General features: G+C 53.5%; 4 protein-coding genes. All 4 read right to left on the bottom strand.

Annotated elements, in window-relative coordinates:
- Positions 1-7,774: DUF2341 domain-containing protein (locus EYC98_RS20230; RefSeq protein WP_279247217.1), on the bottom strand; the 7,774-nt coding region annotated here is incomplete at its 3' end.
- Between the two features lie 12 nt (positions 7,775-7,786).
- On the bottom strand, positions 7,787-9,067 hold the full coding sequence (locus EYC98_RS20225; RefSeq protein WP_279247216.1) for an efflux RND transporter periplasmic adaptor subunit: 1,281 nt from the start codon (positions 9,065-9,067) through the stop codon (positions 7,787-7,789).
- A gap of 46 nt (positions 9,068-9,113) precedes the next feature.
- Complete coding sequence (locus EYC98_RS20220; RefSeq protein WP_279247215.1) at positions 9,114-11,264, bottom strand: hypothetical protein; 2,151 nt, start codon at positions 11,262-11,264, stop codon at positions 9,114-9,116.
- Between the two features lie 9 nt (positions 11,265-11,273).
- Positions 11,274-13,052 carry an efflux RND transporter periplasmic adaptor subunit gene (locus EYC98_RS20215; RefSeq protein ID WP_279247214.1) on the bottom strand — a complete coding sequence of 593 codons (1,779 nt, stop codon included), beginning with the start codon at positions 13,050-13,052 and terminating at the stop codon, positions 11,274-11,276.
- Positions 13,053-13,391 lie beyond the last annotated feature (339 nt).

Here is a 13,391-nt window from a genome sequence, read left to right as displayed (position 1 = left end):
CCAGTGCGCCACCGGTGCCTTGCGCCGTACCGTTGCCATCGCTCAGATCCCAGTTGATCTGCACACTGGCTGGCGGCAGGTCGTTGGTGTTGCTGTACGTCAGTTGTTGCGCAATCGCGTTCACATCCGCAGTAGTCGCCACGGCAGTAGCGGGACTGGCGAAAGTAATCGTTAGCTCACCCGCCACGCTGGTATCAAAGCTGGCAATGATATCGCCGCCCTTGAGCAGGTTGCCGCCGCTGAGGCTGATGCCATTACCCGTTGCGAAGCCAAACACGTCTTCGGGATTCGCTGCCAGGTTGCGGGCCAGTGTAAGGCTCGCGCCAGTATAGTCACCATTACCGCCATTAAGGCTATCGAGTTCCGGGTCAGCAATCGTAACATCGCTATCCAGGATGACAGCAGCCTGGTCCTCAATAAAGGTCGGGGCCCCATCTAATCCACTGAAAGTTGGGTTTTCATTGGCCGAAGTTATTCCTATTGTAATCGAACCACTCGCACCCAAGGGGCCACCGGAGCCCTGATCGGTAACGTTGCCGTCACTCAGGTCCCAGTCGATCTGCACACTCACCGGCGGCTGATCATTAGTGTTGCTGTAAGTGAGCTGCTGGGCAATCGCGTTCACATCGGCGGTGGTCGCCACGGCACTCGTCGGGTTGGTGAAGGTAATCGTTAGCTCGCCCGCCACACTGGTATCAAAGCTGGCAATGATATCGCCGCCCTTGAGCAGATTGCTGCCAGACAGGCTAATACCATTGTCATCGACAAAGCCAAACACATCGTCTGGGTTAGCGGTGATATTACGCGCCAGCGTCAGGCTCGCGCCAGTGTAGTCACCATTACCGCCATTAAGGCTATCGAGTTCAAGATCTGTAATTGTGACACTGGAATCCATCACTATCGCAGGCTGGTCTTCGGTAAAGTTTGGCGATGCGTCAAGGCCAACCATACCCGGCTGGTCATTAACTCCAGCGATAATGACCGAGTTGGCCTGCGTCACCGACTTATTGTCGGCAAAATCAGTGTAACTGAGCGCGCTACCAAGACTGGCAAAGGCAAAGCCGCTGCTTTGAGACAAGTATGAGGCTTCGATCCAATCTGCTGAGCGAGCTACATTGGCAATCCGCAGCTCATCAATAGAACCGGAAAAATCAAACCCTCCTCCCTCCATTTGACCGATATCAAAATCGCTGTTAGTCGAGAAACCAGTCAATACAGTATTGCTATCTGTGACGTCGACGCCGTTGTGATAGATACGTACCCAACCCGCATCGCGATCCACTTCAACCGCAACATGGTTCCACTGGTCAAAATCGATAACCCCTGCAAGTGAGGTACCTGTGTTACTGGTTAGGGTGTTACCGGTCTCAAAACGCAACTGCCCGTCATCAGGGTTTCCAGCATCACCCCTGAAGAAAAATCTAAAACCATTCATATCGGAGCCAATGGGCGTATTGGCAATAATTGTCATAGACCCTGCATGAGCTGAATCTGGCTTTATCCATGCCTCAATCGTGAAGCTACTACCGAGATCAGTGGCGCCTACACCTATATGATCACCGATCGCGTCGAACTTTATCGCGTCGCCCACGTTGCCACCAACGCTGTCGTCAGTGCCGTGGGACGCGCCTGCCGTACCATGGTTCGCCGTGCCCGCGGAGTCCAGTATTTGATCTGCCAGACCTGGGCCTGGGTCTTCATCAAGGTGCCATACACCTAAACTGTCCGTCCAGACTTGCGCCGCATCCTGGTCATCTGCCGCGTCTGGATTGTTGTGATACATATAAATGAAATTGCTATCACTATTCTGTTCAAGATGGGTTACTTTCACCCAAACCGCGCCAGTTTCAGCGACATCATCCCAGCTATCTATTTCGTATGACAATACCTCACCGTCGACATCGGTGAAGCGAAGATCTGCTCCATTGGCTGCTATCGTGTCAAAATCGATATCCAGACCGTTCAACTTGATCAACACGGGGAAATCGTTCAGCTCTTCGGAGCTGGCCAGGTTGTCCAATGAGATCTCGACCCTTTCTTCCCAATCCTGATGCATCCAGGCGGGTGCGCCACCGTCGTCCAGTGTCCAGTCGATCGAGACCGAGGTCTCCGGCGCTTCACTACTGTTGCTATAGGTAATCTGACGCGCAATAGCAACTGCATCGGCCGTATTCGGTATCTCGCCATTAGACCTGGTGAACGTGATATCCACACGTCCTGCAACGCTGGTATCAAAACTGGCAATCACTTCGCCATTCTTTAGCAGGCTCGATCCAACCAGACTAATGCCATTACCGTTATTAAATCCAAAAATATCCTCTGCATTGGCACCGCCGGTACGTACAAGACTAAGAACCGCACCACTGTAATTACCGCTGCCCCCATTGCGCCCATCCAGCTCCTTATCTACCAGCACTACATCCGGGTCAAGCACTACGGCGACACCGCCCTCGGAAAAAGTTGGCGTCGCATTCAGATTGGTGAATCCTGGCGTTTCATTAATCCCGACCAGCGCTACTGTCATTGAACTGTTTGCGGTTAAAACCCCACCGACACCTTGGCCAGTTACATTGCCATCACTAAACGTCCAATTAATATGCACGTGCGTCGGCGGCAAATCGCTACTATTACTGTAGGTCAGCTGCTGCGCGATCGCATTAATATCTGCCGTAGTAGGCGTCTCGCCATTGGCATTGGTATAGGTGATGCTCAACTGACCGGCAACACTGGTATCGAAGCTGGCAATACTCTGCCCGTTCTTAACCAAGCTACTACCTATAAGGCTGATACCACTGCCGGCGTTAAAGCCGAAAATGTCGTCTGGATTGGCCGCCAAATCGCGCACCAGAGTGAGGGTGGCGCCATTGTAATCACCGCTACCTCCATTGAGGCTATCCAGCTCCGGGTCTGCTATTGCGAGGCTGCTATCGAGCACCACTGCCGCCTGGTCTTCTATGAAAGTAGGCGTCGCATCAAGTCCATTCAGCGTCGGATCTTCGTTAATCGAAGTAATGGCAATATTGACGCTGCCGTTAACTGCACTCACACCCGCGAAACCCCAGCCAGGAGCAACCCCGTCGTTAAATTCCCAGTCTATCTGGACTCCGGCCGGTGGCAAGTCGCTGCTGTTACTATAAGTCAATTGGCGCGCTATCGCAGTGGCATCGGCGGTAGTGGGAGTCTCGCCATTGCCATTGGTGTAGGTGATGGTTAACTCGCCGGCAACACTGGTATCGAAGCTGGCTATTACCTGCCCATTCTTGACAAGGTTGCCGCTGTCCAGTGTTATGCCATTACCATCGACAAAACCAAACACGTCATCGCTATTGGCTGCTACTGCGCGCACCAGCTTCAGGCTGGCGCCGTTGTAGTCGCCGTTGCCATTATTAGCCACATCCAACTCGACATCGCTTATGGACACATTGCTGTCCATCACAATCGCACTGGTGTCCTCTATAAACCCAGGCAATGCGTCAAGACCGCCAAATACCGGGAGCTCGTTATAGTTCTGAATATTGACTGTGACGATGCCGCTGGTACTGGCGTCACTGCCCTGGCCTTGGGCAAGAATATTGCCATCGTTGAAGGTTAGTTCCATGTCGACTGAAGCAGGCGCCAGCTCATTGCTATTGCCGTAAAGCGTCTGCCGCAAGACGTCGTTGACCTCGGCCGTGGTCGCTGTATTAAAGGTAATAGTCAGCTGGCCGGGCACGCTGCGGTCAAAACTCGCCAGCGCGGAGCCACCCTTATTGAGGTTGGCTCCATCAAAGGTAATGCCGTTGTCAGTCAAAATGAAGAAATAGTCATCCGGATTCCTGCCGCCGTCACGCGCGATTGTCAAAGTCGCGCCAGCATAGTTACCCAAGCCGCCATTGAGTGCATCCAGCTCCGGATCGCTGATACTGACATCAACATCAAACTGAACAAGAAACGAAACAAATGGTGGCGGGAGTTCCCGAAAGGTCGGATTATCGTCCAATGAGGTAAATACAGGAGCATCATTCTGGGCTGTAATCTGAACGGTTATGCTACCCGAGTCCTGCAACGCACCCCCACTGCCTTGCGCCAAAACATTGCCATCACTGAAGGTCCAGTCAACCTGCACACTTGCCGGCGGCACATCACTGCTGTTGCTGTAGGCAATCTGCCCTGCAATGGCGTTGACATCAGCTGTGGTAGGAATTTCGCCATTGGCATTAGTGAAGGTAAGCAGTAACTGTCCTGGCGTGCTGACGTCGAAGCTGGCGATAACGTTTCCATTCTTCAGCAAGTCGTTGCCCAACTGACTGATATCATTGCCTGCCACAAAACTGAACACATCGTCGCCGCTGACTGTCACCGCCCGGCTCAAAGTGAGTGAGGCGCCGCTATAATCGCCATCACCATTGTTGAGGGTATCGAGCTCTATATCTGCGATAGAGACGGTACTATCCAGAATTACCGGAGTAAGTCCCTCTACATAAGTCGGCGTAGCGTCCAGCCCGCTTAGCAGTGGGGCATCATTTTCGGTGGCTATCGTCACTGTGATGGCACCCGTACCCGTGGCAATACCACCAGCATCCTGCGAACGCTCTACGGCACCAAAACTAACAAAGCTGGCGCCGCTGCGCTGCGATAGCCAAGAGGCCTCTACCCAGTCAGCTGAACGTACCGTATTGGAAACGCGCACTTCATCAATTTCTCCATCAAAATCCCATTGATCGTCAACCTCTGAATACCCTCCAATACGAGCAGCCTCCCCAGTATTGCTCATGCCATCATAGGTACCAGAGCTCCAGGCAGAAAGTTCACCCCCTGTCAGTTCAGTGCCGTCAATATAGAGTTTTAGGCCTGCCATAGCGCCGCTACCGTCATAAGTCGCGGTGACGTACTGCCAGCTTCCAAGTGGCAGTTTGTCGGTGGTATAGATCCCGATATAATCGCCAGCGGTGTCATAGAGCGCTATAGCAAGATCCTCATTCTCGATGAACAACTCGTATTCGTACTCTCCATTTAGCTTGCCAAAAATCACTCCGTCGTCTTGCTCGGGGGATATCCACGCCGACATAGAGAAAGCTTTGTCATTTAGTCCGTCCGTAAACGTCAGAGCGTCATAATCACCAACCGTGATGACGTCTGCTTTGTCATCAAACGCCTGACCTGTGCCAATCTGTCCAAGCGTATCGTCATTATTATGTTGAGTTCCGTTAAAGCCAGACGCCGAATCAACGTGAACACCGCCAACCTGCTCGTCGGTGACGGTTTCGCCCAGGTGCCATACGCCTACATAATCTGTCGCCCACACATTGGCCGGAACCGATACGGAACCTGCTGAGGGGTTACCAAAGTACATAGTGATCGAATCGGTGTTAGACAACTGATCAATGGTAGGCACACGAACCCAAACGGTGGCGGTTTCGGTGGTGTCATTCCAGCTCTCGATCTCATATTCCAGTAAGGTGCCGTCGCCATCAACAAACCTGATGTCGGCACCGCCGTTGCGAATAAGATCAAAATCAACATCGGACCCCGTCAGGCGCAAAAGCACCGGAAAATCTTCCAGGTCTTCAAAACTGGCGAGGTTATCGAAAGTCAGCTCTACGCGTTCGGACCAGTCATGGTGCCACCAGCTATTATCAACGGCATCCTGCATTGACCAGTCTATCTGTACGCTGGTCGCAGCGGCCTCGCTGGTATTGAGATAGGTTATTTGACGCGCCACCGTGGTGACGTCAGCGGTCGTGGCAATCTCGCCATTGGCGCTGGTGAAGGTCACAGTCAACTGCCCGGGTGCAGTCGTATCGAAGGTGCCTATCACCTTCAAGTTTTTGATCAGGTTGCTACCGGACAAGGTAATGCCTGGGCCGTCGACAAAGCCAAACACATCCTCAGCATTGCTTGCGCCGCTGCGAGCGAGGGTCAATACGGCCCTATCATAGTCGCCGTTACCGCCGTTCAGAGTATCAGTCTCAGCATCAGTAATGCTGACATCCGTATCAAGCAACACCCTGGTGCCACCTTCAGCATAGATCGGCGTATCATCGAGATTATTGAAGACCGGAGCGTCATTCCTGGGAATTATCGCTACGGTAGTGCTACCCACTGTAACGCCTGCTCCGCCATTACCCTGTTCGGTACCCGCATTGCCATCAGTGAGACTCCAGTCCAGTAGCACACTGCTCTGCGGCATATCGTTGGCCGTGTCATAAATGATCTGGCGTTGGATGGCATCCACATCTGCCGCAGTCGGGTTCTGGCCGTTGGCATCGGTATAGGTGATCATCAGAGAACCGGCTACCGACGTATCAAAACTCGCTATGGCAGACCCTGCTTTGTGTAACTCGTTACCGACCAGGCTGATGCCATTGCCGTCGGAAAAACTGAACAAATCTTCGGCGTTGGGCGCGCCCGAGCGCGCAATCGAAAACTGGGCACCGGCATAGTTACCAACACCGGCATCATAGGAATCCAGCTCGGCATCTATGACTTCGACGGCCGCATACAGCGCAACACCACCGGTATTCTCGATCAGGGTCACCACAGATTCTGCGTTGCCCAGAGTCGGCGCGTCGTTAAATCCAAGGGTTGTAATACTCACGCTACCAGTAACACTGCCAACACCGCCGGTTCCCTGGCTGCCGGTATTACCGTCAGTAACAGTCCACTCGATCGCAATACCGCCGGTGGGCAGGCTGCCAGCATTCTGATAAGTAATCCGCTCAAAGTAGTGACTAAAATGGTCGCTTCCAACGAAAGAGCCATTATCGTCGGTGAAGGTCATGGTCAACTGACCCGGCACACCCGTGTCCCAGTACCCCACGCGATTGCCATTACGCAAGAGTTCATTGCCTGAAACCGTCTCTCCACCGCCATTATTGAATCCAAAAACATCTTCCGCATTGGGTCCGCCAGCGCGAGCCAGGGTTACCACCAAACCTGCATAGTTACCATTGCCACCATCCAGCGCGTTCAGTTCAACATCGCCTATCGTCAGCGAGGAATCCAGCACCAGCGGACCATCACCCTCCGTATAATTATGGCTTGCGTTGAGTCCTACCAAATAGGGATTGCTATTGGGTGCCAGTACATTATCGAACCTGGCTTGCAGCACACTGCTAAAGGCAAGCTCTGTTTCTACATCACCGCTGACATACTCAAAGATCCAATCACCGCCCAGCTCACTGGCACCCGTGCGATCAGTACTGGCCGCAACATCGGCGCCTGTCATTCCCGCGAGGGACTGCAGCAGTGATACCCCGGTATCACTGGCAGCAAGATCACAACCGTAAAAAAGCAGGTCGGCACCTTCATCAAGTGCGTGGGACCAATTTCCTATGGCATCACCAGCGGCGTTTAAAGTTGCTGCATCCAGCCAACCGTCACCCAGTTGCACCGCTCCGTCTTCGGCGTGCGAAACGATGTGAATGGCATCAAGGCTGTCGTAACCAGCGAGTGCCTCACTGATCTGCTCAATACCATCGCGCTCGGAATCCAATAGCAACACGTCGAGCGTTCTTCCAGATGACTGTTGTGCGTATATGTCGCTGAGCATTAACTCGTGATCAGGAGTTTGCGTATCGACTATCACCAGTTCATGACGCGGCTCTGCCTGCTGTTGCGCAATAGCCAACGGTAATACTTTGGGCAGAGAATCTATGCCACCATCGTTGTAGTCAGGGTCTTCGTTAACGTCAGGTGCAAACACGCCACCCCAGTCCGCAGAAAACAACAACCGAGGCTCCAACAATTCTAGCTGGAAGCGGTTTTCATTGTTAAGCACGGGCTTACGTTTCATAGAAACTCCGGGTTACTGGACCTGCGTCAAAGCGGCGTAGGACATTCCATCCGCACACTTGGTGGCCGACTTTCGAGGCAGCTCTTTTACCTCCGCCTCTATCCCTTTGTCTGACATCAAACGCTGCATTTTCAATGCACTGGCCTCGGAGGAGAAAACACCGAGAGCCAATCTGGAGCCGCGGGCTCCCTCTAGTCTTACGACGTCGTAGTAACCACTTGCAAGAACAGCAGCTTCCAGATCATCCAGGGAGAGACTGTTTTCTTCCGCCAACGCGGTCACCGAAAATCGCGAGGCGGATTCTTCAAGACAGGACTTGTTATCGACCACATGCATCATCGGTGCCGCCTCAACCTGCTGCTCTGCGTCTTGAGTAGCAGGCATAAGCAGCGCTGCGTCTTCCGACACTTCTGATGCGTCGGCTGCACTAACTTCAGCGATCGCCGCTTCGGGGTAAGGCTCATCGGTAAACTGTGCGGTGCAATGCAGCCCGCTAGGGATAGAGTAATCGTCATTCTCTAGCTCTGCGCGCACATCAAAGGTACCACTGGAAGGATCGATCACTCGATCAACCATGGTGACCCGCGCCATAAGCGCTTGCTTGCCGTTGTGCTCAGGTACAACCTCAACCAGCATACCTTCCTTAATTGTGCCAAAACGCTCGCCAGGCACAATGACCTCTACAACCAAAGGATCAAGCTGAGCAATACGCAGAATAGATTGATCTTCAACAAACTCGCCAGCCACCTTATGCCGCGCGACGATCACGCCATCAATTGGACTGTGCATGGAGCGCAGTTCCAAAATTGCCTTAGCTTTCGCCAGTTCAAGTCGCGCCAACTGCTGAGCCTCGCGCGCATTTTTCAATTGCAAGGCGGACTTTTTGGTATCTGTTTCCGCTTCGTCCTTAATATGAAGCGAAATGGTATTAGTGGCATACAACTGAGCCAGACGATCTTCATTACGCTTGTTGAACTTTAGCTCGGTTTCCATCAGATCAATATTGGTTCTCAGATTTGCTCGGGCGGCAGCCAGTTCTACCTGCGTAGTTTCAACTTCATCGTCAAGCTCCACCAGCAGCTGGCCCTTCTTAACCATATCGTTGCGGTCAACATGTATCTGCTCGATAACACCTTCTACAGCGCTACTCACTTCAACCACCTCGGATGGCTCAAGCACACAGTCCAGCGGACTAAGAATACTTTCTGCCCTGGCCAGCGCAGTCAGCTGTAGCGCCAGCGCCAGAGAAACCACAATCAACTGCCTGATTCTGGTCTTGGTTAGAATTCTCATAGTAGATTCACCCTGTTTGTATTTTTGCTCTGTGTATCCATCATTGTTAAATACCAAAACTGGAAAGGAACAACTGACGTCCCATTCTGAATATCTGTACGGCAAGCGTTTCGCTACCGTGGTCGAACCGCACCTGTACTCGCTCACCAAAAAAGCTGCCCGGACGGTCTTCAAGCAGCTGTATCTCAAACTGGAATAATTGCTGGTCGCTGGTCAGACCACTCTTGTCAGTAGCGCTAACCATAATCACGCCACCGCCGGCACTCCCCAGAACCTTACTGGGCAGCATGGAAGCTGCAGCTGGCACTTCGCGCGCCACAGTAGCGGAGGCAGCGGGCACACGGTTTCCGGAAAATCTGACTTCTACCTCGCCTAACTCGCTGCGCACCTTACCCACACTTTCCTGAGTGACAACCAGGCGCACCACAGGCATCGCATTACTGGCGGCCACATATCCCAGAATGTCACCCTGACGTACATAGGAACCTGGAAGACGTCGATGATTTGGTGCCATAAAACGGCCACGACGAGGGCTAACGACATCGAGCTGTTGTAACTGTTTCTCAGCGTGTTCTAGCTCCGCGCTCACATCCGCCAGTTGATCACTGAGATTGCTGGCCTCTATCCAGTTCTCTTCCTGCGCTGCGTAGTGCCGAGCCTTAAGTTCCGCGTGCTGGGCACGCAGTATCTCTACCTGCGCACTGAGAAGAGGGTCCTCGCTGCGAAATAGCACCGTGTTTTCTTCAACCAGTTGGCCCGGCCGGGCCATTACTGTGGTGAGGTCGCCGTTCACCGAGGCTCTCACGTGAGCCTGCTCCGGCAACCAAATAACCCCCTCAACGCGTGTCCATGAGGGTACCGGCATATAGAACACACTGAGTAAAATTGCAGTCATAACAGCGCTACTAACCAGCATTGCGCGCGGGCGGCGCTGCGCCAGTAATGGGCTCTGCATGAGATACTGCGCATACTTTACGATCGGCAGTAGCAGCATCGTTATGCTGACCCAGATAGCGAGAATGACACCAAAAAGGAAGAACTTACCGGCTATAAACAAGATGATTGCCGCAGCGACGAACAGGCGGTACAGAAAAGATGCTAATCCATAAACCGCGTACCAACGTTGTTCACCAGCGCTACTGGCCGGTGATTCAGCATCGGCAACGCCAAAGGCATATTTGCGGACCACATAGCCGTACCAGCGCCCGGCACGTGTGGACAAATTGGGCAGTTCAAGCCAATCGACCAGCATGTAGTAGCCATCAAACTTGAGCAGCGGGTTGGCGTTAAATAAAATCGTAGACAGGCTGGCGATAAAGATAATCAGACAAGTGATTTCGCGTACCACACCGGGCTCGACCAATACCCAAAGAAATACAGCAAGCGCTGCGATAAACAGTTCTACCAGCATACCGGCTGCACCTACCAGCAATCTTTGGTGCTTCCATGGCAGTGAGGTAGCAGCCGATGCGTCTACAAAAGGCACCGGAACCAACACCAGAAAGCCCACACCCATATTATGTACTTCGCCACCGTGCACACGTGTAGCATAGGCGTGCCCAAGCTCATGTAAGACTTTCAGCAGGGTAAAACACACGGCCATAGCAGCGATGTTGTGCGGTGCTGCTACCGCTCCCATCACTTCGCCTGCCAGGGCCTGCCAATGCATACCCGCCACAATCAGGGCTGCCATCACTGCCAGCAACCATATATAGCCTGCGGTGCGAGTGAATAGGCCGCTGACCAACGGTAGCGTGCGCACCAGAAAAGCGTCTGGGTCGCACAAGCTAAAACGCATCGAAAGCGGTGCCATCAAGCGCTGCTTGATTTGCATTTGCTTGCGACTGCTGCGCCTTGCCTCTAGCCCCTCGTAGTTAGGCGCCACATCAAAGCTGACCAGGTCGTTACCCTGCAGCTGATTCATTAGTCCTACCAGTTCAGCTTCAGAGGGAGCTTGGCCAGCAGCCTGCTGTTGCAACTTGGAAAGAATTTCACTCAGTGCCAGCTCGCCCTGCAATTCGCTGATGACACGGTATGCCGCTGCTGGAAAACGAAAATGCTGAGCCGTACTTTGATTATTCAACACATACCACTGTTGGCCACGGTAGGTGCGCTCTTCCACGCTTACGTGAGCACGCAAGCAAGGCTTGAGTTGAGCAATCTGTTGCCAGGCGTCGGTAGCGCTAGATTGATTCATCGCCGCCCCCTATCCCAACACGGTCCACAGCATCAGCTGTAGCCAGTCCGTAAATGTGTGAGTCCACAGCCAAAGTCGACTGCGACGTCCAATTTCTACCTTTGCGACTCCTTGCAGACCTGGACGCAACTGTTCCAAAGGTGCCTCAAGAGCAGCCTCCACGCGAAACATATTGCTACCCGCCTCCGCTTTGGAAACCGGGGTAATGGTAGTAACCGATAGTGGTAGAACCTGATCCGGCTGCGCTGCCAGCACCAACTGGCCAGATTGCCCGGTAACGATAGCGCCGATATCGCGCTCATCAACAGAAAGCACTACGCGATAGTCTCTCAGAGGCGCCACTGTAAACAGCACCTCTCCACGCTCTACCGGTGCCCCCAGCTTTTGACTGGGATCGCCATGCACAATAACCCCAGCATAGGGCGCAACAAATTCGGTACGCTTAAGTTGCTGTTCAAGCAACATCAACTGCGCGTCAGCCTGACGAATACGCGCCGATAGTATGCCGATTTTGGCACGTTCACGGTCTGCCAGAGCTTCCCGGTGCTCGCGCTGTAGTTGAGCGCGCTCGCTCTCCCAGCGCAGTTTCTCCATTAGGAGATCCTGATCCTCAAGCGTACCCAGTATCTGACCTGCGGTAACGGTGTCACCTGGTCGCGCAGAAACGGACTCGAGAAAACCATCCATCGGCGCCACCACAACACGCTGCTCAGTCCCTTCAAGCACTGCATTACTGGCCACTCGATAATCAGCAGGCAGCAAGGTTGCAACCAAAACTATTAGAGCAGCGCAGCTAATAGCGATGCGGCGTCGAGTGCGGCCGTGTTCGCCGGTCCAACCCAGCACGCGTCCAACGCGGTCCAGCAGGCGGCTGAGACTTGAGCGCTCGCGTTGCTGCAGCATGCCCAGTATCGGGGTCAACAGGGTCACCAATTGCGAAAGTCGCTCAACAACGGACTCATCAAACGTTTTGCCGGCTGGGCTCTCAACAGTAAGCACGCCAATCGCAGCATCTGCGTCAGCCAGAGGCAACGACAGACAGCCGCCCGCTTCAGACTCGCGGCACAATGCTGAATGTGCCTCAGCAACATCGCCATCGGTATCCAAACGTGGGTGGATCAATGCACTCGCACTCGTCAGGCATTCATCCATAGCAGCTTCAATACGACGCACCAGATTGGCACGTGGGTCGAAACTGGCATTGTCTGACAGTGATTGAAGACGTATCCGCACACCCGCGCGTATTCCTATGCTGACGCGCTCTGCGCCCAACACCTTGGCTAGTTCAGTGGCTGCTGCAGTGCAAGCCGCCGTCAGGTCCTGCGCGCTCAATGCTACGCCCAACACCCGTTGATATTCCGCAGATAGCGCAGGCCCACTGCCCTCGCTCTGCAAAATCAACTGCAACCACAGACTGCCCCAATTGAGCATCTGCAACACGGTTCGCTGCTGACTCTGATCGGCGCTATTGGTCTCGACTGCGATCACACCCAGCAACTGACCACCCAGAACGATGGGGCAGGCAATGTACATGCCCAACTCTTGTCCGCTTCCTGGTGTGTCCTGACAGCTCACTACTGGCTGCATTCTCGACAGAGCTTTACCAGCCACGCCTCGCATCGGCAAGTCGATCGCTCCGGCTTCAGGCCAAGAGGCACTAGCAACCGGTTCACGTGATGTCGACTGCAGCGGAAACACAGCCGCCCGAGCAATGCCCGGCATGGTCTGGCACAGAAGGCCCAACCACGACTCGGCTAACGCTGCAGGTATGTTGCTATGCCCATTCATGAACGCTTGAATCCCCTTTTTCGTCACCGGCCTGTGTCGGTGCACGAGTGCATATATCTTTCAGTACCTAGGGATAATGGGAGCAAGAAACATACCATGGCCAGCAAAATCAGTACTTTAGGGGCATCCGGGAGCTAATCCGTGACACATGCCACAGAAGTTTCGAACATCGCAACGTGACATCCCTCTTTACTACCAATCAAACTGACAAAAATTGTCACTTGGGGGCACAGAGGGGCCATGCCGACGGCTTTTGAGAGGCATTTAGGGCCTGTGCGTCAGGGCTGGAATCAATCTAATCAGAGGATCTAAATATTGTGCGAAAACGGCCTCTTCTTC

This window comes from Candidatus Litorirhabdus singularis (genome assembly GCF_026262625.1).
GTDB classification, from domain to species: domain Bacteria; phylum Pseudomonadota; class Gammaproteobacteria; order Pseudomonadales; family Halieaceae; genus Litorirhabdus; species Litorirhabdus singularis.
This window is presented reverse-complemented; position numbering and strand designations above follow the sequence as displayed.

Excerpts from the sequence above, each read along its gene's own strand:
- EYC98_RS20225 (WP_279247216.1), bottom strand. The coding sequence starts at position 9,067 with ATGAGAATTCTAACCAAGACCAGAATCAGGCAGTTGATTGTGGTTTCT.
- EYC98_RS20220 (WP_279247215.1), bottom strand. The coding sequence starts at position 11,264 with ATGAATCAATCTAGCGCTACCGACGCCTGGCAACAGATTGCTCAACTC.
- EYC98_RS20215 (WP_279247214.1), bottom strand. The coding sequence starts at position 13,052 with ATGAATGGGCATAGCAACATACCTGCAGCGTTAGCCGAGTCGTGGTTG.